The following is a 21,987-nucleotide window of genomic DNA, read 5'->3' as shown; positions in this document are numbered from 1 at the left end:
ATCTGTTACTTTTGGCTTGATCCAAAAGTAACAAACTCCCCACTCCGGTAAAACTCCACCAGCCGCCTCTTCAACTCGTACTGCAACTGCGTACGGCTCAACTCCGCCTTTGCCATGATGTAGAGGTTCCGCTTCTCCATCAGTTCAAAGACAGAGATCATCCCCTCTTCCCATTTCTCTTCACTCTCTTTCAGCGTAATGGTGGAAGTGCGAAGCTGTTCGAGCGCCTGCCGATGTTCCTCGAAGGCGGCCCGGAGGGATAGGCAGGCATCGTCTATCTCCTTATAGAGACTGAGGCGTTGCTGCTCGTTCTCGTTCTGTATGCGGTGCAGGCGGAAACGCTCCTTCCTGACGCCGGTCAGGCGGGAAAGTCCGCTGAACAAAGGCAGCGAGACACTCACACCGATATATTTATTCATATTATTCTTCAACTGGTCCTTGATCGGAACAATCCCGCCCGACTCATTCCTCTCCGTGTCGTAATAGCCGGAATAGAGGCTGAACTCCGCCCTGATGGAAGGCGAAAAAGCACCGGACGCCATCGCCAACGACTTGCGCGAAGCCTTTTCCCTCAACTCCATAGCCCGGAATTCCGGCAGCGAAGTTTCGGAGGCGGCATAGATATCGTTGGATTCGAGGGCGGTCCATGCAGGAAGCTCGCTCTCCTCACCTTGAAGAATCGTCAGCGTATCGGCATCCCGCATATTCAACAGTTCCTTCAAGGCAAGCAACGAGAGGCGGCAACCGTTCGCCCTCACCGTCTCCTGGTAAATATCGGATTGCAGGCGCGCTTTCACTTCCTGCAAATCGGAAGGGGAACGCATACCCAAATCCACATATTCGAGCATCTGCTCCTGATAGCGTTCGCTCAACTTCCGCTGCTCGACGGCAAGTCGGTACATCTTCTCGTCGAAGCAAAGACGGAAGAAAGCATCCATCACCTCGAAAGCGACCCGGTTCTCCTCGATCTTCTCCGTTAGGCCGCTGACCTGCCTGTTCAGCTTGCGGAACTGCAAACGGTTGACGCGTGTAAAGCCGTCGAACACCGGAAGCGATACATTCAGCCCCATCGTGCTTTCCAGAAAGGAAGAGGATGTATAGAGATTCGTCTTCGGGTCCACCGAACGCCCCAGACGTTTACCCAGTGCACCGGTAGCACTCACCGAAGGCAGGAAATCGCCATAGGCGGCGGTAAGGTCTTCACCGGCGATCCGCGTATCCAGGCGGCTGTTCCGTACCCGGTAATTCTGCTCGACGGCATAGCGCATACAATCGTCCACCGTCCAGCCGGACTGTGCCCGCAGGCTTCCCGGTAGGATCAGGAAAGCGAACAGGAAAAGAGATAAGTTCCGTTTAATCGTTATTTGCGCATTCATCATGACAGAAAGGGAGCAAACGGCGTGCCAGAAACGTAACAGCCAAACATCCAATACCATCCGGAAAAGCCTTTCCGCTAACCGTCCAATTTTTTGACGCCCGGTCGTCCAACTTTTTGACACTGTCTATCTCCTGTTTCCTTCCGATCCGTTTCTTCGCGCCTGCCGTCCCATTCTCAAATATATGCAGGAAGAGAAACACAAAGGAAGGTATCTATTACCATATAGATTCCGTTCAATTTCTTAACCGACAACTGTCAGCCAGTTATTCGACAGTTGTCGGACAGCTATCCGACAATTGTCAAACAGCTGATCGACAGCTGTCGATTAAGAAAAAGTCAGGTATAAAATTTATTCCAGATCAGGACAAAACCTGATAATATTCCCATACAAACGGAAACAAGACGGCATGCAACCAAAGACCGTCCGGCAGGGAGGAAGAGATCCATGCAGAATAATAATCCAAAAGTGTCAAATATTTTGACGCTCGCTTGCAAGGTATTAGGGAAGCGGATAACTTTACCGGAAAAAGATCCTATGCAAGCCGGAACTATCCTGATCGTAGATGATAACAAAAGCGTACTGACCTCTCTCGAGCTACTCTTGGAAGATGAGTTCGACGAAGTGGAGACTGCCTCGAACCCGAACAGCATCCTGTCGGTCCTGGACAGCCGGCCGGTCGACCTCGTGCTGCTGGATATGAATTTCTCCGCCGGCGTCAATACCGGCAACGAAGGGCTTTTCTGGCTCCGCCGCATACAGGAGATCGCACCGGGACTGCCTGTTATCATGCTGACGGCCTACGGGGATGTCGAACTGGCTGTAAAGGCGTTGAAGAGCGGGGCCGCCGATTTCGTGCTGAAACCCTGGGACAATGATCTCCTGGTCGGGAAGATACGCGCCGCCCTGCACGAACGGAAATCCCGGCAGCCTGCCCGCCCGGTGCCGAGGTCAAGCGAACCGGCAATGATTATCGGGCACTCTCCTGTGATGATGAAACTGATCAAAGTGGTGACAAAGGTTGCCAAGACGGATGCCAACGTCCTGATCTCCGGAGAGAACGGTACGGGCAAGGAGATGCTGGCCCGCGAGATACACCGCCTTTCGCTCCGCAGCCGGCACGGGATGGTCAGCGTGGATATGGGAGCCGTCAGCGAGTCGTTGTTCGAAAGCGAGTTGTTCGGGCATGAACGGGGTGCTTTTACGGATGCACGCGAGAGCCGCCCGGGGAAGTTCGAGGCGGCACACGGGAGCACGCTGTTTCTCGACGAGATCGGGAACCTGCCGTTGGGATTGCAGGCCAAACTGCTGGCAGCCCTGCAAAACCGCGAGATCACCCGCCTCGGGAGCAACCGGAAGATCCCGGTCGACATACGTCTGATTGCCGCCACGAACCGCAACCTGCCGGAGATGGTGGCGCAGTCGCTTTTCCGTGAAGACCTGTTCTACCGCATCAACACGATACAGATCGAGATCCCGCCCCTGCGAAGCCGGCGGGAGGATATCGCACTGTTTGCTGACTATTTCCTGAAAAAATATACAGACCTCTACAGGCGGACGGGGCTTACCCTACACCCGCAGGCAGTGGAAAAACTCGCGAACTACGACTGGCCCGGCAACATCCGGGAATTGCAACATACGATCGAGAAGGCGGTAATCCTGGCGGAGAAGAATGTGATCCGTGCCTCCGACCTCTTTATCCGCCCGGGAAAGGCGCTCTCTTTTAGCGAAGTGCCCAATCTGGAAGAGGTGGAACGGCAGGCGATCCTGGCGGCTATCACCCAGAACGAAGGGAACCTGACGGCTGCGGCGGAACAGTTGGGAGTGAGCCGGCAGACTTTATATAATAAGATGAAACGTTTCAACCTCTGATCCCCCGCCGGTATGTTCAGTGTCCGTCTATACATACGCATTCTCTTGCAAGTGGTCGCCATCGTACTGGTGGCGGGGTTGGGTGTGGCGGGTATCGTTACGGGACGGGCGGTCATACTGGGCATCGTAGCTCTTTTGATAGCTGCGTGGCTGATCAGCCTCCTCGTCTATTTCCTCAACGCATCGAACCGGAGGATACAGCTTTTCCTGGATGCCATCGAGGACGACGAGTCGATGCTTTACTTCCCCGAAAACATCGGCAGCCGGGAACAGCGCCGCCTGCATACCGCCTTCAACCGCATACACACGTTGATGACCGAAAACAAACGCAAGGCGTTCGACCGCGAACTGCATCGCAAGGAATATGAGTCATGGGATAAGTTGATGCATGTCCTGACACACGAGATCATGAACTCCATCGCTCCGGTCGTCTCCCTCTCCGGTACGCTTCTTTCTTATTTCCGGACGAAAGACACACCGAGAAGCAGCGGGGAGATCACCGACGCCACTATCCGCAAGACGATACGGGGACTGGACACCATCAAAAGCCAAGGACAGGCCCTGATACATTTCACCGAATCATACCGGCAGTTTGCTTACCTGAAGCAGCCGGAGCCTATGACGTTCTCCCTCACGCATCTGCTGCAAAACCTGCAAACCCTGCACCAGCCGGACTTGCAGCGGCAGCACATCGGCTTCTCCCTCGTCCTCTTCCAACCCGAGATAGTGGTCTATGCAGACGAAAAACTATTGTCACAAGTCTTGATCAACCTGCTGAAGAACGCCATGCAAGCACTTGAAGGACAGGCGAACGGACAGATTCGCATGGAAGTCGATGCGGAGAAGAATCAATTGCTTATCCGGGTAACGGACAACGGCCCTGGCGTTCCTTCCGATCTGACGGAAGATATCTTCGTTCCCTTCTTCACCACCAAGGCTACGGGAAGCGGCATCGGGTTGAGCCTTTCCCGGCAGATCATACGGATGCATGACGGCGAATTGTCGGTCGCTTCGCAGCCTTACCGGGAAACCTGCTTCACTATTTCCTTACCTGTAAAGCATTAAAGACTACCGTCTTCTGATCTCCACCCGCGAGGTAAGCGGATAGCGCAAGCCTTTGGAGGACTTATAATAGACTTCGGCCGCACCGATTTTCAGCTTGGCGCGTATCTTGATGGGGATATGGTTCTCGTCGTCGCCGATCCAGATCTCGGCGGCTTCCTTGCTTTGGGTAAAGGCGTCGTCGTAGATGTCGATATAGAAATGGCGGGTCCTGTACTTCAACGTCTCGCTCCGTTCCACAATCTGCTGTCCGGTATAACGGAAACTGATGTTGATGCGTTCGCGCCCGATCGCCACCTGGAAGGGGAAGCTCTCGCCGCTCTTCATCTTGTTCCAATCCAGGGAACGCAGGTACATCGTCGCACCCAGCATATCGAACATATAAGGGTCTTCCGTCACGAGCATCGTGTCGATCTTCGTGCGGGTGGGCGTATAACGGTGGGAATGGGCGAGTATCTTCTTACGGTCGTAAGAGAAACAGATGTCGTCTATCAGATAATAGTCGTTCTCGTTCACCCGCTTCTCGCTCCGGAGAAGCAACATGTCGGGGGTGAAATGGCAATCGATCGTATCGCGCATCTTATAGACCTTCTCGATAATACCGGAGGTACGGAAGATAAGCCGATAGTGACAGGATGGCCCGCCCTCGTATTCCGCGTCGCGGATAGAGAGGGTGGCGTGGCCCGCACGGGGCATCAAAAGGCCCCATTTAAAGTACAACTCATATTGCACTTCCTCGCCGGGGCTGAACCTGTGCCGGACCGGGATCTCCTGCGCCTTTGCACATACGGCCGACAGCAACAGCAAAAATGCCAGCCACAGGCGGGCGGTGTTAGAACGGCATTCCCATGTTGCCGCTGCTATTATTCCTTGACGATGATTGTTGACTTTCATCTTTGTAGTTTCTTTTCTTCTTGGTTGCTTCCTTCGGCTTATTCTTCGTTATCTCAAGAGGCTTCTGCTTAGCCAGCGGGGTGGAGTTGACATTCCATGTCTCTTCGACCTGCCAGTTCTGCATGATCTCATACATCTTGGGAGAATAATAAACTTCTTCGGGCTGCCGCTTTTCGGCATAATTACCGGTATCCCACACTCCGTTGCCGTTCGTGTCGATCACGATGCGGGCATAATACTTATCGGGCTTCAGGTCCATGAAGAGCACTCCGCCGTCTTTCACTTTCGCTTTGCGGACAGGGACATCTCCGGTGCTCAACAATTCGACGAAAGCAGTCGTATCCACGCCGTCGATATTGAGATAGAGGTGGCCGTATTCGTCTTCCTTCTTGATCTTGAACTCGCCGGTAAAGAAGTCGTTCCATTTCCCGTAAAGGCTATGGATCGCGGCGGAATCCACCTCGATGCGGTATTCCTCCCCGTACTTCCACGGACGCCTGATAAAGTAGTTCAAGCTGTTGGTCGAATCGGGGAAGAAGTCGAAATCGACCGTATGCCAAACGGTATCGACCTTCTGGTCGAGGAAAAACATATCTTTATTGATATCCAATACCGGTTCGTTGAAGGTTACGGACACCGTATCGAAAAGATCCATCGAGCCGGGAGCGTCTACCTGCATTCCTAAGAATACGATCGGATCGGGTTCGTCCTTCTTTTTCTTCTTTTTCTTTTCTGCCGGACGGCGGCGCAATACCAACTGGACCGTGTCGGTCTGCGGACGCAGGATATTCAGGGAGTCGCTCTTCGGATAAGAGACCTGAACCTGCAGGGTGTCCTGCTTCCAGACGGTCGAATCGGCAAGCCAGTAGTTAACGGCTGCACCGCCTTCCGTCTGTTGCACGAAATACCAGGCGCTGTCTTCCGGGGTAAAGTTGATGGGGACAGGCACCGGGACGGTGTCCAGCTTCGTGTTGAAACGCAGTGTAAAGTATTTCTCGTCCGGGCGTTCGGGTTTCACCATATATTGGCGTTCGAACTTTTCCTTGAACAAGCGGAGTTCGATATTGTCCGGGAAGAAACGGGTATAACCGACCGTCCGGATCGTATCGATCGTCAGACTGTCTTTCCAGGTTGTATCTTGCCGGGTAGTCAGCTCAAAAGAGGGAACGATAAGGGAATCTAAGAAAGCGATCTCTTCGCCCGGCTGGTCGAACTTATAGTCGCGGTTCACATCGTTCAGGGCAAAGATATGATAGGTTCCGGGGGCGATATTACGGATTGTGAACTGTCCTTTGTCGTTCGTACGCGAAGTGCGGTCGAACGGCAACTTCACAAATGCGGAATCTTCGAGGTTGCTATGCAGACCGATCGTAATGCCGGGCATCGGTTCGAGGTTCTCTGCATTCAGCAAGACTCCCGACACCTCGAGCGTATCGATCACGTCTCCGGTAGAGAAAGCGAAAGAGAAGTTCTCGAACACGTTCTTCTCGTTATTGTCCGCTATGGAATTGGTGAAGTCGATCGTATAGGTTGTATTGGGTTTCAAAGAATCTTTCAACTCGATCACCGCCTTCTTGCCGGCAGAACGAATAATCGGCAGCTCCATCTGGGGCGGAGTGATAATCACATTCTCCGAAGGCTTCTCGATCTGGATCAGCTCGTCGAACAGGATCTCGATCTTTTTACCTGTATAATTAATCTGGTTCGGAACCGGCGTACTGCTTACGAACTTGGGAGGCATCTCATCGTAAGGCCCTCCGTTCGGACTACCGATATTGGCGCATGAATAAATGACAACCAACAACAGCACCCCATACAACAAGCGGAATGAATTTCGTATATATTTAGTATCCATTTATATCTATTTCAAATACATTTGACAAACACGCGCAAAAATAGGGAAAAATCCGGTGAAAATTAGTAGGATATACCGCCATTAATCAATCTTTGCATTTAAACAGTCTTTTGTCCGATTGTCGTTTTCAACATCCTGAACCCGATCCTGCAATATAAACATTTCTTCTTTTCGCAATATTCGCGTTTTAGCTGGATCAATGCCTGGCTATCACCAGCATGATGGACGGCGATACCGGCGTTGCAGAAGGTGGAGACGATGGTGTTCTTTTCCGGAGGAATGCTTTCTAAAAGACGGGTGGCACGTTCACAATATTCAGGTTGCTTGTTATGGAGACCGTAGGCGAAGAGCATCGGGACAACCGTATTTATCAGCAGAATATTCAGGGCGTTTTCGCCTATGGTCTTTTCCTTCCGGGGAGATGCGTACCGGAAATGATAATGCGTCTCCCAATAATCGGAAGGAGAGATCCGGAAATACTTCTTAATCTCTCCGGTGCTCCCGGCTTCGAGGATGGCAGAAAAGAGGGTATCGTGTTGTACCCAAAGGGCGGCTAACTGCGCTACTTTCAGGTATGGGAAATTGACAGGTCGCGTACGGAGGCTTTTAAATACGAAATCTTCCATCGGCGAAAGGCCGAACTTATGGCGGAGAAAGTCGTACTCCCGTTGCAACAGGCGATAATAATGATCGTCGTTCACCTCAGCCAGCATACCCGCCTGGCCGAAAAGCATCGCCTCTATCTGCGAATGGCTGCTCCGTTGCTTTTGGATACAACGGAGCGGCAGGCTCTTGGCCAGCCTTTCAAAAGCATCATTATTCACGCCAAAGCCGAAATTGCGGGTTAAAGTAATATAAAAGACTTCGTTCCAGTCTGCCTGATACGCATCCAAAAGGAGGAAGATATCATGCGTTTTCCGTTCCAGCCGTTCGCTCAACAAAGCCTCCATCCAACAGGCTATATGCAACGGTTCGATCCCGGCGATATGTCCGAGGCACGGAAGAGCCGCTTCGCGGTAAAGCAACCAGTCTATGCTTCGAATAATATTCTCCGGAACAACCAGAACCATTTGCGGGATCGGTTCCCCGTTCGTCCGGACCGGCTGGAAGTCATTAACGCCTGTAATATGAAGGATCACACCGTCATACGCCTTATCCGTCTCATGATGATGAAGCAGCCAGTCGGAGGCTTTATCATGAATTTCTACACTTCCCGCCCATAGCGTTCCGTCTATTTTTATTTTCGCATTGAAGAAATCGGGACCTGCATCCGTATTCTGCATTCCGGGGTCGATTACCTGGACAGGACGTCCGTCTGTGGTTGCCAATGAAGTGGCCGGGTAAAGTTTGTATTTCCAAACATAATGTAATAAACGTTCCATCTTTTTTTCAGAGTTAAGATTTATGTCCCAAATCTAAGCATTATTCTTTATATTTGCAGCACGTTATCAGTTGAAAATTGAAAGTTAAATATATAAGTATGAAGATTGCACTTATCGGTTACGGAAAGATGGGAAAAACTATCGAGCAGATAGCACTTGGCAGAGGACACCAGATCGTGTCTATCGTAGATATCAATAACCCCGAAGAAATACACTCCGACAATTTCAAAAGCGCTGACGTCGCGATCGAGTTCACGACTCCGGCTACAGCATTCAACAATTATATGCAATGTTTTGCGGCAGGCGTTCCGGTTGTTTCCGGTACGACAGGCTGGCTCGACAAGATCGGCCGGATCAAAGAGATGTGCGAAAAAGAGGGAAAAACTTTCTTCTATGCCTCCAACTTCAGCATCGGAGTAAACATATTCTTCGCCCTCAACAAGTACCTGGCAAAGATTATGAATAACTTCCCCGCCTACGATGTCAAAATGATGGAAACCCATCATATCCATAAACTGGACGCTCCCAGCGGAACCGCTATCACACTGGCGGAAGGGATCCTTGAAAACGTGGACCGCAAAGACCGTTGGACTTTGGAAACGGCTGAGAAAACGACCGATATTCCTATCCATGCCATTCGCGAAGGAGAAGTTCCGGGCATCCACGAGATCACATACGAGTCGGATGTCGACACCATCAGTATCAAGCACGATGCGAAAAGCCGTGCCGGATTTGCCTTGGGCGCCGTTGTTGCAGCCGAATTTACCGCCGGAAAGAAAGGTTTCCTCGGAATGGACGATATGCTTAAATTCTAATTAATAACACAAACAAATGAAGAAGTTTTCCAAGAAACAATGGATTAAATTCAGCATAGCAGCCGTTCTCTACCTGCTTTTCACGCTCTGGATGCAGAATGCCTGGTTACTGTTGGGGTTGATCGTGCTTATCGATATTTTCCTTACCGGGTACATCCCCTGGGGAGCCTGGAAACGCACCAAGAACCCGCAGGTACGCAACATATTGGAATGGGTGGATGATATCTTGTTTGCACTGGTTGCCGTCTATTTCATCAATATCTTTATTTTCCAGAACTACCAGATCCCCAGTTCATCCTTAGAGAAATCGTTGTTGGTGGGCGACTATCTGTTTGTCAGCAAGCTCAGCTACGGACCGCGCGTGCCGAATACACCCGTCGCCTTCCCGCTGGTACAAAACACATTGCCGTTCTTCAACAGTAAGTCTTACCTGGACTGGCCGGAGTGGGACTACAAACGGGTGAAAGGTTTCGGCCATGTGAAACGGAATGATATTGTCGTGTTCAACTTTCCTGCAGGCGATACGGTCGCACTGAAGGTTCAGAACCCGGATTATTATCACTTGATAGAACAATACGGGCGGGAAGCTATCCTGTTGAATAAAGCGGATTTCGGTGATGTGATCTATCGGCCTGTCGACAAACGCGAGAATTATGTCAAACGGTGTATCGGTATGCCGGGCGACACGATCGAGATTCGTGACAACCAGGTCTACATCGATGGTGTTGCCGCCAAGAATCCGGAAAAAATGCAGCTTAACTACTTCGTCGAGACGGACGGTTCCATGTTGAGCGAGGAGCAGTTCCGTTTGCTGGATGTCAGCAAAGCCGACCGTGTATTGATCGACGGAAACTATAATTCCAAATATATGTCCATGTTGGGTATCCAGCCGAATGGCAACGGCCAGTACAATCCAGTTTACCATTTTCCGCTGACTCAAAAGACATTGGAGATTGCTAAAAAGCTTCCGGTCGTGAAGCGTGTGATTCTCGAACCGGACCCCGTAGGAGCCGATTCTTATTATCCGGTAGATTACCAGACCGGATGGAGTCGCGACAATTACGGACCGTTGTGGATTCCGAAGAAAGGAGCCACGATCCCGTTGACAGAACGAAATATTGCCCTTTATAAACGTTGCATCGTCAACTATGAACATAATAAGCTGGAAGTAAAGGATGGTAAAGTCTACATCAATGGCAAGCCGGAAACGACCTATACGTTCAAATACGATTATTACTGGATGATGGGTGACAATCGCCACAATAGCGCCGACAGCCGTTCATGGGGCTTCGTGCCGGAAGACCATATCGTAGGCAAGCCGATCATGATCTGGTTGTCCTTAGATAAGGACCGCAGCCTGTTCGACGGCGGTATCCGCTGGAACCGTATGTTCCGCTGGGTACATCCTGACTAAACAAATCTCTATGGGGAAAAAGATTAATGATAACATAAATGGGGCGGGCGACCATATAGGTCGCCCCTACGTGGGCTGGGTGGTAACGATTGTTATCGCCTTTCTCATTGTTATACCTGTCCGCCGTTTCTGTATCGAATCTTACCGGATATCGACGAATGCGATGGAAGAAGCGTTGCATCAAGGTGATTATATCTTAGTGAATAAATTACCGCTTGAAGGAAATCCGGGACGGAACAAGGTCGTGCTGTTTACCAGTCCGTTACTGAAAGACACGGTGAACAACCCGTTGTTCCTGAGCCGTTGCATCGGTATGCCCGGAGACACGATCCTCGTGAGCAGCGACGGATACGAGGTGAACGGGAAACTGCTGCCCCACTCTCCCCGCGCACTCAACACCTGTTTCATCACCCAGAAAAGCGCCACCGGTTTCCTGAAAGTCTTGCAAAAGCTGAATATACCGGTGCGGAACTGGAAGAGCGAAACATTCGGTTTCTCCTTTTCCCTGACGACTTTCGAAGAATACCAATTACGTGAAGAACTGACGGAAGAGATGAACATTCATTTTATCCGGAATCAAGCCGCCCCGTACAAGCTGGTCGTTCCCCGCAAAGACCGGGCATACCGCCTGGATGATGCTGCCCTCACCGCTTGCAAGGAAGCGATACAAGCCGAGGCCGGAGAAAAGGCAGTTTTCCGTGACGGAAAACTATATTTAGACGGAAGGGAAACTACGTTTTTCTTCTTCGAACAAGATTATTACTGGATGCTCTCCGACAACGTAAACGAATCGGTCGACTCCCGCCACCTGGGCTTTATCCCGCACGACCATATCATCGGGAATGCCTGGCTCTGCTGGTTCAGCCGTGACAAACAACGAATCTTTAAACCTGTAAACTGATGCAACCTGTTTATCTCTCTACAACATATCTGGGCCCGGTCCAGCAGTATTGCAAACTATTCCAATACCCGGAGGTAAGACTCGAAACAGCCGAGAACTACCTGAAACAAACCTACCGGAACCGTTGCACCATCGCCGCCGCCAACGGCCCGTTAGCCCTCTCCGTCCCGATCGTAAAGCCGGACACATTGAAGTGCCCGACCAAAGACATCCGTATCTCCGATCACGGGAACTGGCGCCACCTGCACTGGAACGCATTGGTTTCGGCTTACAATATGAGCCCGTTCTTCGAGTATTACGAAGAAGACTTCGCTCCCTTTTACGAAAAGAAGTATGAGTTTCTATTCGACTACAACGAGGAACTGCGCCAATTGATCTGCCGCCTGCTCGACCTGCACCCGAATGTTATCTATACGGAAGAATACCAGCCCGAAGTCCCGAACGACTTCCGCGAAACCATCCGCCCGAAGCACGAAGGAGAAGACCCGTGCTTCTCCCCGAAACCCTATTACCAGGTCTTCCGCGACAAGCACGGCTTCCTTCCGAATATGAGTATTGTGGATTTACTATTCAACATGGGACCGGAAGGGCTGTTGGTGTTGCGTGATTCCATTGTGGCACCGGAACAGCCCTGATCGAGGCTCCATCAGTTCTTTTTCATCGTATAATCCTTCACCCCTAACGAATCGTATGCCTGCAACAGGGCTTCGTCGTTATCGGAGATCATCAGGAGTTTGTCGTTCTCTTTCAGTTCCGTGTTGCCTTTCGGGATGAAATAACGGCCTTCGCGTTTTACCATTACGGCGAGAGTGTGATCCGGGAGAGTCAGTTCCATCAGTTTGTTGCCGTGCAAAAGGACGGCAGGAGTAATATCTATTTCACTCATGGCGCTCTTGATATCTTCCGGCAATTCTATTCCGAACTCGTCCCTCCGCTCCGGCTCATCCACGAGGCCCAACCATTTGGCCGCCTGCGTCACGGTCGTTCCCTGAATCAGTAGAGAAAGGATCGTGATAAAAAACACGACATTGAAGATCATCGTCGCATGCTCGATCCCTGCAATCAGCGGATAAGTAGCAAAGATAATCGGGACAGCCCCACGCAACCCTACCCAAGAAATATACAACTTCCCTTTCAGAGAGAAGTTCTTAAAGGGAAGTAAGCAAAAGAACACGCTGACCGGACGGGCTACTATGATCATAAAGATACCTACCGTCAAGCCGATCGGTGCCACCGGAAGCAACTCGTGCGGATTGACCAACAGCCCCAGCGTAAGGAACATCACAATCTGCCACAACCAGGCGAAACCGTCGAAAAACGTCCCCATGCTCTTCTTATGCACGATCTTGGCATTCCCGACCACCAGCCCGGCAATATAGACAGCCAGATAGCCGTTCCCCTTACACAAGGTAGTCACCGAAAAAGTGAAGAATGCAGTTGTCAACAGCAAGATCGGGTAAAGCGATTCATTAGCAATATCGATATGATTAATTATATATACCGCCAACTTACCCAGCAGATAACCCGCTACCGCCCCCACAACCAACTGAATGACTAACTGAAAGACGGCCTCCTGCAAGTTCATGCCCCCGACCTGTATATAGGCGATAATCAACAATGTCAACATATAAGCCATCGGGTCGTTGCTACCGCTCTCCAACTCCAATGTCGGACGCAGCCGTTCCTTCAGGTAAACCCCTTTGCTCCTGAGGATCGAGAAGACGGAAGCCGAATCCGTAGACGACATGACGGCGGCAAGCAACATAGATTCCGGCAAAGTCAGTGTCTCATAGCCCGTCGCAATCAATGAAAGATAATAGATAAATCCACCGGTTATGGCGGTTGTGGCAAGTACGCCGACAGTCGCAAGGATCACCCCCTGGGCTGCAATCGGCCTGACTTCCGACACTTTCGTGTCCATACCACCCGAAAACAGGATGATGCTCAACGCCAGCATACCGATGAACTGAGCCATATCCGGATTGCTGAACTGTATTCCCAACCCGTCGCTACCAAACAGCATCCCGACACCTAAAAATAACAACAAGGCAGGCAGCCCGAAACGATAACCGGCCTTACCGGCGAAAATACTGAAGAAAAGGATCACTGAAGCAATCAGCAGGATACCTTCTGCACTATGGAAGAGTTCGAATTCGTGGAACATAGGCTTATAACGGTTTATACTATTAATTTGTCACTTCAAAGTAAAGAAAAAATAACGATAAGCACAACAGCTTAACACTTAAAAGACAGGGTTACCTACTGACTAATAAATATATTCCGTATATTTGTGCTGATAAAATTAACGCTATGATTAAAACAAATCTATTCCTGCTATTGTTCGTTCTCCTCGCGGGAACTTCATGCAACAGACAACAACATTTCATTTCGGACGACGCGTTCCGTGCCGAAGTCGAAAAGGATTTCCAGGCAAAGCAAGCCGCCCTGCCCAACGGAGACCTGTTTTCCGTCTTTAACCAGCAGATGACGCCCGATGAAAAAGAGGCGCTCACATTCCTGTACGCCTATATGCCGATCGGGGATATCACGGACTATGACGGAGAGCTCTACCTCGACAACATCCGCAGTTCGTTCCGTGCACGGGTCGAAATGCCTTGGGGCGACAGCATACCGGAAGACATCTTCCGCCACTTCGTGTTGCCCGTACGTGTCAACAACGAAAACCTGGACGAGAGCCGCATGGTCTTTTACGAAGAACTGAAAGACAGGGTGAAAGGCCTGTCCCTCTATGACGCGGTGCTGGAAGTGAACCACTGGTGCCACGAGAAAGTAATCTACACGCCTTCAGACGCCCGGACAAGTTCGCCGCTCGCATCCGTGAAGACAGCCTACGGCCGTTGCGGCGAAGAGTCGACATTCACGGTAGCCGCCCTCCGTTCGGTCGGCATACCGGCGCGCCAGGTCTATACGCCGCGCTGGGCACATACCGACGATAACCACGCTTGGGTGGAAGCCTGGGTAAACGGCAAGTGGTACTTCCTCGGTGCCTGCGAGCCGGAACCGGTCCTCAACTTGGGATGGTTCAACGGACCGGCTTACCGTGGTATGCTGATGCATACGAAAGTGTTCGGCAAATACAACGGACCGGAAGAGGTGATGGACGTAACCGACGGCTACACCGAGATCAACGTGATCGACAACTACGCCCCGACCGCCAAAGCGACGATCACCGTCGTGGACGAGAACGGCCGGCCGGCCGCCGGAGCCGACGTCGAGTTTAAGATATACAACTACGCCGAGTTCTACTCCGTAGCCAATAAGAAAGCGGATGCCGAAGGCAAGACCTTCCTCTCCGCCGGTAAAGGCGATATGCTGGTATGGGCAACCAAAGACGGCTGTTTCGGCTACAGCAAAGTCTCGTTCGGCAAGGATAACGACGTGACGATCATCCTCGACAAGAAGCCGGGCGACATCGAAACGGTCACGCTCGATATCATCCCACCGGTCGACGGCTCCATAGCCGCCGAAGTGACCGACAAGCAGAAAGAAGCCAACGCCAAACGCCTGCACGAAGAGGATGTAATCCGCGGGAAATACGTCGCCACCTTCTATACCGAAGAGAAAGCGGAAGCACTCGCCAAAGAGCTCGGCATCGACCCGCTGAAAACAGCCGATTTCATGATCGGCAGCCGGGGCAACTGGCGCGAGATCGAAAAGTTCCTCCGCGACACCCCCGCCGACAAACGCCCGATGGCAATGGATCTGCTGAACGTCATCTCCGCAAAGGACTTGCGCGACACACCGGCCTCCGTACTGACAGACCACCTCGGCAATACCCAACCGGTACAAAGTTCCCTCTTCACCGAATATATCCTCAATCCGCGGGTGGCCAACGAGTTCCTGACGCCGTACAGGGAGTTCTTCGCCGCCAACGTCGATCCCGCACTGGCAAAGAAGGCTAAAGCCGACCCGCAACTGATTGTCGACTGGGTGAAGCAGAACATCAGCATTGCCGACAGCCTGAACCCGCAACGCATCCCCGTCATGCCAATGGGCGTATGGAAATCGCGTGTAGCCGACAGAGGCTCCCGTAACATCTTCTTCGTTGCCGTATGCCGCAGCCTGGGTATCCCGGCGCGCATCGAGCCGGTAGCCGGAAAGGTACAGTACGCAAAAGGCCTGAACTGGGTGGATGTGGACTTCGAGGCTGCCGAGCAGACGACTGCCCGTCAAGGCAAGGTCATCGCCTCCTACCAGCCGATCAAGGCGTTGCAGGACCCGAAATACTACAGCCACTTCACAATCGCCAAAGTTCTGCCGGATGGTAAGTTACAGACGCTCAACTTCGAGTCGGGCGACGTGGATATGGGTGGCGGCGACACCTGGAGCGCCCTACTGAAGAAGCCGCTTTCGATGGACGAAGGCAATTATATGTTGGTAACCGGGACGCGCATGGCGAACGGCAGCGTACTGGCCGAGATCTCGTTCTTCAACGTCGAGCCGGGTAAGACAAGCAATATCAAACTGGAGATGCGTGAAAGCCAGGACGACGTGCAGGTAATCGGCAACTTCAACTCCGAAAACAAGTTCAAACGGGCCGATAATGGCGAAGAGACGAGTCTGCTGGCCACCACAGGCCGCGGCTACTACATCGTCGCCATCCTCGGAGCGCGTCAGGAGCCGACCAACCACGCCATGCGTGACATCGCCGCCGTTAAGAAAGACCTCGAAGAATGGGGCCGCGGCATGGTCCTGTTGTTCCCGGACGAGAAGAGCTACCAGAACTTCGACCCGAAAGAGTTCGGAGAACTGCCGGCCAGCATTACCTACGGCATAGACCCCGACAAGACAATCCAGAAAGAGATCGCCGCCGCCATGAAGTTGCAGAACGCCAACACCCTGCCGATCTTCATCATCGCCGATACTTTCAACCGCGTAGTCTTCGTCTCGCAAGGCTACACGATCGGGTTGGGGGACCAATTGATGAAGGTGATACATAAGTTGTAACGGATAACTGCTAAAACAGATCGCCCGTTGGCAATTTCCTCTCTTGCAGGAGGTGCCAACGGGCGATCTATTTTAGAGCACTTTTACTTTTACCTTTGGAGGTGATGGTCAACCTGATCTTGCGAAAGCCACCGCCTGAATCGGTACCGGTGGCCGGGGATATCGCTTACCGGCGACGGCGAACGCTGCGAACCGGGGCGCTCTTCTGGGCTTTCGGGGCTTTGATCTTGACTTCTTTCTGCTTTTCTTCTTTTACAGCTTCCGTCTTCTTGCCACGGGAGGCGACGGTGGCGCTTTTAGACTTCTTGCCTTTCGTATCGGCGGCTAACTGGGCGGTGTCGGGTTGCAGGTAGAGGGACTTCTCGAAGGTTACCAACTGGTTTTCGATGCGTTCCTGCTCTCGTTTCATCGAGTCGGGCGTCGGGCAATAGGCTTGCAGAGGCTGGTTCATCAGGTTCTGCGTCTTGAAGATATCGCCTTGGAACATACGGCGACGGAAATAGTCGTCGAGCGTGAAAGTCATGGCGTTGTTGATGTTGGACGTCATGATATAGGCGGTATTGATATAGGGACGCAAGTTTTCGTAAGGAATCCAGAACATCGGCATGGTGTTCTGTCCCATATCGTCCACGATCGTAAGGATCGGGCAGATAGCCAGCGTCTTGACATCGAACACGGAGTTGTTCTGGTCGAAGTACCAGGCTTCCTTCACGTAATAGGAACGGACATCGCCGGAAGGTATATCGCTCTCGTTCACGACAAAGCTGGCGGCCTCGTTGTCATTGCCCGGCGTCTCCTCGTAGAAAATGCGGCAGCGGTCGAGCATCACTTTCAGGTCGAGAATGCGGTCGTTACTGAAATCCTCATAGCCATCGAGATATTCATAAGCAGACAGTTTCCCTTCGCACACCAGTTGGAAGATGATGGAGAAGAGATTCATCTGGCCGTTCATCGGCTGGGTAGGATAATACAAAGGCGCGTTCTGCTCCTTCGTCAGGTCGATCTGGCGGTAGATGACACGCATCCAACGGGCGTTGCCGATATTCTGCGTCATCCGTTCGTTCATATCCTGGGCACGGACGGTCAGTTCGGCCATGCCGCTCTCTTTCTTATCTTCTTCACGGGCTCCACGGCTCGATACGGGGCCGCGGCGTCTCTGTTGTTGTTGCTGGGCGTTACCGGCCTCTTCCTGCGCCTGCATGGAGACGGAGGCGAACAGGGCGATGGCGAGGGTTGCTATGTAATATAAACGTTTCATATATCTTTATACATTACGGGGCGAGCAAACCTCGCCCCTACGTTACGTTAATTGACGATTACTTCGACGGTCGGAATGATACGTTCCTTGTTGTCCGGGCCTAACACCTTCACATGGGTGATGTAGAAGCGTTTGCCTCTTGCCAGGCGACGGATATAATCTTTCTGCCGCTGTGAGAACTGGTTGCCTTGCGTGACTTCCGGGATGATATTACCCATCGAATCGTAGAAGGTCAGCTCGAAACTCAACACCTTGAACGGCACGTTCAGCAGGTCGTCGTCGATAGCCGCCTGGATGCCGTCGGCTTCCACCAGGTTCCGCTTGGAGAACTGGCCGCCGCGGAACTTGCGCAGATTGCCGTTCTGGTCCTTATACTCGATAAAGGGCATCGGATCGGGCAGGGCACGTACGCGGAAAGTCGTTTTCGCCATCTCCACACTGCGGCCATCAGCCATTTTAGCATGGACGGAAACGATGGCATCCGTTCCGACCGTAGCCGGACGGGCTTCCCACTGGTCGCCTTTGCGGACCAATGTCCCGTTTGTCATAGTCGCCGTCACGTTGCCACTCGGCACACCCGGCACGGCAATACGAATCGGGTTCGCGATTCCGGCATAGAGCACGTTCATCAGCACCGGCGCTACCGTGGCGCTCGGTTCGGTCACGAAATATTCGCTTTCGAACTCGCGGCGCATCACGCTGCCGTCGCTACCCGGCATCTCGATATATCCTTTGACCGGATAAGTGCCCGGCGCACCGGCTACAGCCGTAAACATCCCGTTTGCATCGTAAGGCAATTCCTTGCCGTTCACATAAACGGTCGGGCGCTTCGTCGAGTCAACAGCCGATAAAACGATGTTAGCCTTATACTGGCTGCCGCGCATAACGATCTGGCTCTCCGGGATCACCTGCGCCGTGATCTGGTTCACACGGTAGTCGCGCATATCGACGCTGCTCAGCAGGTTCGACAATACTTCACCTTCGGCATAACGGATGTCGCTTTGCAACTTCGTCAGCAGGGTGACGGCTGCCGCTACCGGCATATTCTCGAACAAAGCCTCCTCCCAGGTGCGGGTATTGATTCCGGCCTTATGGGGCGGTGTTGTCGAAAGGCTGGCTTCAATGACGCGCGTCTTGGCGGCATCTTCCACCATCTCGCCCATCAGCGTCCGGTACTTTTCGATGCTCTGGCGTAACTTCTTGCCCTCGCCCGAAACGGGAGACAGCATCACGCGAGAGGCAGATTCGAGGTCGTCCTTATGTTCGATATTGTTGACATCGGCATTCTTGCCGTCGGCAATCTGCACAATACGGACCTTCAGGTCCTGGACATAGTTATACAGGCTGTCGGAAGCATGCTTCACCTTGTTTCCCTTTTCGTACCACTCGCGTACTTTCTCGGGATTCGTCTGGTAATAGGCCTCCAGTTCTTCCGTAACGATCTCATTACGGGTGGAGCTATTATCGATAGACGTCCGCAAGCTGCTCTCCACCAGTTCGAAACCGTCAAGTACCTCCGACGACACGTTGAGTGCCATCATGGCGATGAACACCAGATACATCAGGTTGATCATCTTCTGACGGGGCGAATTGGGATTATTTGCTATTCCTGACATATTCGATTACTTCATTGGGTTGTTTGTATACGGAGCCTGCTGCTGGTATCCGTAGGGTTGCTGATACGGCTGCTGGTAATTCTGCGGCTGTTGTTGCGGCTGCGGTTGCTGGTAAACAGGCTGCTGCGGCTGTGCGGGTTGCTGATAGCCCATATTGACCGTCATGGCCTGCAACAGACGGCTGTAGACCTGGTTCAGTTCGGCCAGCTGACGTGTCATCTTCTCCGTTTCGTTGCGGAAGACGGAGCTGTCGACAACAGAACCATCATACATTTCGCGGATGCGGTTCAGACCACCGTTGATATGTTCGATCGATTCGATCTGCGAGCTGATGCTCTTCAACTGTATTTCGTAGATGGTGTTCAGTCCGGAGATGTTGCGGTTCAGCATTTCCATCTGCTGGACATAGCCGCGGGAGTTCTGGTTGATGCCGTCGGAGTTATCCGTGATGCTCTTATAGGAAGTGAGCAACGTGTCGGAGACATTCGTCAGAGAGTTGGTCACCTGGCTGAAACGTTCCATGTTTTCGGACATGCCCGAAAGCTGTTCCAGGTACTTCTGGGTGGCTTCGGTCAATTCCGCCATCTTGGATATCTGTTCGGCTGCGCCGCTCAACTTCTTGATGCTATCGGATAGGTTCTTCGTATCTTCCTCGCTCACGTCGAGACCGAGGTTGCCCAATCCGGAGGACGGCTTGCCACCCAGATTGAAGTTCACTCCTGCTCCCAGAGTAGCCCCCGCCTCATCATCGGCCGTATTCTCCGGCGAGTTCACTAAGTTGGACATCGGCGTATTGACGAAATCCGGACGGTCGAGCGGATTCTTCGATTTCAGTACCGGAAACACTTCTTCCCAGTGATATTCGTTAAACGGTTTTTCGAATGCAGAGATAAAGAACACCAATGCTTCTACGGTCATGGCTATACCCAGGACCCAGTTAGCATAAGGCACGTGCAACAACTTAAACAAGGCGCCGAGAATAACGATGGAGGCACCCCAGCTATAACAGAAATTCAGCACCCGCTTGCCCCTTTCGCTGGCGAGATACATTTCGACTCTGTTTTTATATCTTCTATATTTTCCCATGATGTGATGTATATTCGTTATTTAGAGGGGGCGGGCGAACCACGCCCCTACATTATATTATTTTTTACCTTTCGCTCTCGAGAAACCGACTTGTGTGCGGGCGCAACGGAAACCGATGTATGAACGTGTTTCGTTCTGGTATTCGAAAGTACGCATATCCGAACGGATAAACTGCGACACGTCTTTCCAGGAACCGCCGCGGACGACTTTCTTCTTCATGGCATACGGATCTTCCTTAGCTGCATTGTAGCGCAGGTCGGGGTTCATATCGCTCATCTGGCTCGGACCGGATTCGGAATAAGAGGTGGAGGTCCATTCCGCCACGTTACCCGCCATGTCGTAGAGGCCGAATTCGTTGGGGGCGAAAGAGCCGACGCGTGAGGTGATCAGGTGTCCGTCTTCCGTATAGTTGCCTTTACCCGGCTTGAAGTTACCTAAGAAGCAACCTTTGCCGCTCACCAGCTCATCGCCGGCCCACGGATATTTGTTTTCGTTCTTGCCTGTACGGGCCGCATATTCCCATTCGCCCTCGGTAGGCAGACGGAACGGTTCGATGGCCTGTCCGCTGGGGAAGTTCAGGGATTCCTTGAACAGGTTGGTGCGCCATACGCAAAAAGCGGTCGCCTGCTCCCAGGAGACACCCACCACAGGATAGTCGTCATAGCCCGGATGCGAGAAGTACATACGCATATACGGTTCGTTATAAGCATTGTTGAAGTCGTTCACCCAGCAACTTTCGTCCGGATAAACATTCACGATACGGGTATGCAGGAAATCCCACGGCCCGCTGAGCTGGCGTGTGATGGTTTCGTTGACGATCTCGCCTTCTTCGGTGACATAGGCCGTATCTTTTGAGATCATAATCACTTCGTTCGGATCGACCTGGATATCGGTGTTACGCACGCGGGCGGCCGGATCGAGGTTGTGCTTGCGAAGGGCGGCCGACGTATAGTCGTACCATTCGTACTTATAGACCATCTGCTTCGGGTCGAGCGTTTTCTCGCCGGTCACAGGATTAACGGTATAAACGCTTTCGATCGCCCGGATCTCGTCTTCATTGGCACGTTTCCAAGGGATCGGACGGCTCCAGTCCAAATGCGGAGTGACGGGTTCGCCGTATTTATCTTCGGTGATCTTGAACAGGTCGTTGCCGCCATAAGCCGGATCGGCCAGGCGTTCACGGATGATGGAGTCGCGCACCCAATACACGAACTGACGGTATTTGGCATTTGTCACCTCTGTCTCGTCCATCCAGAAAGCATCGAAAGAGACGCCTTTCGTTTCCGGATTGATTCCCCACAGGGAATCCTTATCAGCGGGTCCCATCTCGAATGAGCCTCTTTTGATCAGAACCATCCCGTACGGGGCGGGTTCGTTAAACGCAACCGATCGTACCCCCGTCACTTCGCCCCCGCCACCGGAAAGGGTTCTGCCACATGAGGTAAACAGGGCTACTGCCGCAAGTACTAACAATACTTTTTTCATATA

The 21,987-nt window shown here is 52.2% G+C and carries 16 protein-coding genes; 7 read left to right on the top strand and 9 right to left on the bottom strand.

Features of this window, described 5'->3' with window-relative positions:
* Positions 1–5: 5 nt before the first annotated feature.
* Complete coding sequence (locus tag ACPYIV_RS16765; RefSeq protein WP_293739859.1) at positions 6–1,499, bottom strand: TolC family protein; 1,494 nt, start codon at positions 1,497–1,499, stop codon at positions 6–8.
* A 414-nt stretch (positions 1,500–1,913) separates the two neighbouring features.
* Between ACPYIV_RS16765 and ACPYIV_RS16760 the strand changes: the two genes are divergently transcribed.
* Positions 1,914–3,248: a sigma-54-dependent transcriptional regulator gene (locus ACPYIV_RS16760; RefSeq protein ID WP_293733072.1), complete on the top strand. Its 1,335-nt coding sequence runs from the start codon at positions 1,914–1,916 to the stop codon at positions 3,246–3,248.
* Positions 3,249–3,260: 12 nt separating this feature from the next.
* A complete protein-coding gene (locus tag ACPYIV_RS16755) occupies positions 3,261–4,313 on the top strand; it encodes a sensor histidine kinase (RefSeq protein WP_293733058.1) in 1,053 nt (350 codons plus the stop codon).
* A gap of 3 nt (positions 4,314–4,316) precedes the next feature.
* Here the strand turns inward: ACPYIV_RS16755 and ACPYIV_RS16750 are convergent, their stop codons facing one another.
* The 3 genes from ACPYIV_RS16750 to ACPYIV_RS16740 form a co-directional block, all read right to left on the bottom strand.
* Positions 4,317–5,204, bottom strand: a complete 888-nt coding sequence (locus ACPYIV_RS16750) for a DUF3108 domain-containing protein (RefSeq protein WP_425884126.1) — start codon at positions 5,202–5,204, stop codon at positions 4,317–4,319.
* Entirely contained in the window at positions 5,143–7,059 is a 1,917-nt protein-coding gene (locus ACPYIV_RS16745; RefSeq protein ID WP_293733056.1) for an Ig-like domain-containing protein, read from the bottom strand. The genes ACPYIV_RS16750 and ACPYIV_RS16745 overlap by 62 nt, the downstream gene beginning before the upstream one ends.
* A gap of 98 nt (positions 7,060–7,157) precedes the next feature.
* Positions 7,158–8,441 carry a DUF2851 family protein gene (locus ACPYIV_RS16740; protein WP_425884124.1) on the bottom strand — a complete coding sequence of 428 codons (1,284 nt, stop codon included), beginning with the start codon at positions 8,439–8,441 and terminating at the stop codon, positions 7,158–7,160.
* Between the two features lie 98 nt (positions 8,442–8,539).
* On the opposite strand from ACPYIV_RS16740, the gene dapB reads away from it, so the two are divergent.
* The 4 genes from dapB to ACPYIV_RS16720 are packed head-to-tail and all read left to right on the top strand — an operon-like array spanning position 8,540 to position 12,206.
* Entirely contained in the window at positions 8,540–9,256 is a 717-nt protein-coding gene (dapB, locus tag ACPYIV_RS16735; protein WP_301704427.1) for a 4-hydroxy-tetrahydrodipicolinate reductase, read from the top strand.
* Positions 9,257–9,272: 16 nt separating this feature from the next.
* Positions 9,273–10,670: a signal peptidase I gene (gene lepB / locus ACPYIV_RS16730; RefSeq protein ID WP_293733053.1), complete on the top strand. Its 1,398-nt coding sequence runs from the start codon at positions 9,273–9,275 to the stop codon at positions 10,668–10,670.
* Between the two features lie 10 nt (positions 10,671–10,680).
* The gene (gene lepB / locus ACPYIV_RS16725) at positions 10,681–11,571 is read left to right on the top strand and encodes a signal peptidase I (protein WP_293733052.1); all 891 of its coding nucleotides are present in this window, start codon (positions 10,681–10,683) and stop codon (positions 11,569–11,571) included.
* A complete protein-coding gene (locus tag ACPYIV_RS16720) occupies positions 11,571–12,206 on the top strand; it encodes a WbqC family protein (protein WP_301704428.1) in 636 nt (211 codons plus the stop codon). The genes lepB (ACPYIV_RS16725) and ACPYIV_RS16720 overlap by 1 nt, the downstream gene beginning before the upstream one ends.
* 11 nt (positions 12,207–12,217) lie before the next feature.
* On the opposite strand, the gene ACPYIV_RS16715 is transcribed toward ACPYIV_RS16720, so the two are convergent.
* The gene (locus tag ACPYIV_RS16715) at positions 12,218–13,735 is read right to left on the bottom strand and encodes a potassium/proton antiporter (protein WP_293733050.1); all 1,518 of its coding nucleotides are present in this window, start codon (positions 13,733–13,735) and stop codon (positions 12,218–12,220) included.
* A gap of 146 nt (positions 13,736–13,881) precedes the next feature.
* On the opposite strand from ACPYIV_RS16715, the gene ACPYIV_RS16710 reads away from it, so the two are divergent.
* Positions 13,882–16,539: a transglutaminase domain-containing protein gene (locus tag ACPYIV_RS16710; protein WP_425884120.1), complete on the top strand. Its 2,658-nt coding sequence runs from the start codon at positions 13,882–13,884 to the stop codon at positions 16,537–16,539.
* Between the two features lie 166 nt (positions 16,540–16,705).
* Here ACPYIV_RS16710 and gldN read toward each other — a convergent pair whose 3' ends face one another.
* Genes gldN through ACPYIV_RS16690 form a run of 4 tightly spaced genes read right to left on the bottom strand, consistent with a single transcriptional unit; the run spans position 16,706 to position 21,984 of the window.
* Positions 16,706–17,797 carry a gliding motility protein GldN gene (gene gldN / locus ACPYIV_RS16705; RefSeq protein ID WP_293733048.1) on the bottom strand — a complete coding sequence of 364 codons (1,092 nt, stop codon included), beginning with the start codon at positions 17,795–17,797 and terminating at the stop codon, positions 16,706–16,708.
* Positions 17,798–17,844: 47 nt separating this feature from the next.
* Complete coding sequence (gene gldM, locus ACPYIV_RS16700; protein ID WP_425884118.1) at positions 17,845–19,413, bottom strand: gliding motility protein GldM; 1,569 nt, start codon at positions 19,411–19,413, stop codon at positions 17,845–17,847.
* A gap of 6 nt (positions 19,414–19,419) precedes the next feature.
* Positions 19,420–20,499 carry a gliding motility protein GldL gene (gene gldL, locus ACPYIV_RS16695; RefSeq protein ID WP_293733046.1) on the bottom strand — a complete coding sequence of 360 codons (1,080 nt, stop codon included), beginning with the start codon at positions 20,497–20,499 and terminating at the stop codon, positions 19,420–19,422.
* A 57-nt stretch (positions 20,500–20,556) separates the two neighbouring features.
* Complete coding sequence (locus ACPYIV_RS16690) at positions 20,557–21,984, bottom strand: SUMF1/EgtB/PvdO family nonheme iron enzyme (RefSeq protein ID WP_293733045.1); 1,428 nt, start codon at positions 21,982–21,984, stop codon at positions 20,557–20,559.
* Positions 21,985–21,987: the final 3 nt, after the last annotated feature.

Source organism: Parabacteroides vesiculifaciens (assembly GCF_049860805.1).
In the GTDB taxonomy this organism is placed as follows: domain Bacteria; phylum Bacteroidota; class Bacteroidia; order Bacteroidales; family Tannerellaceae; genus Parabacteroides.
This window is presented reverse-complemented; position numbering and strand designations above follow the sequence as displayed.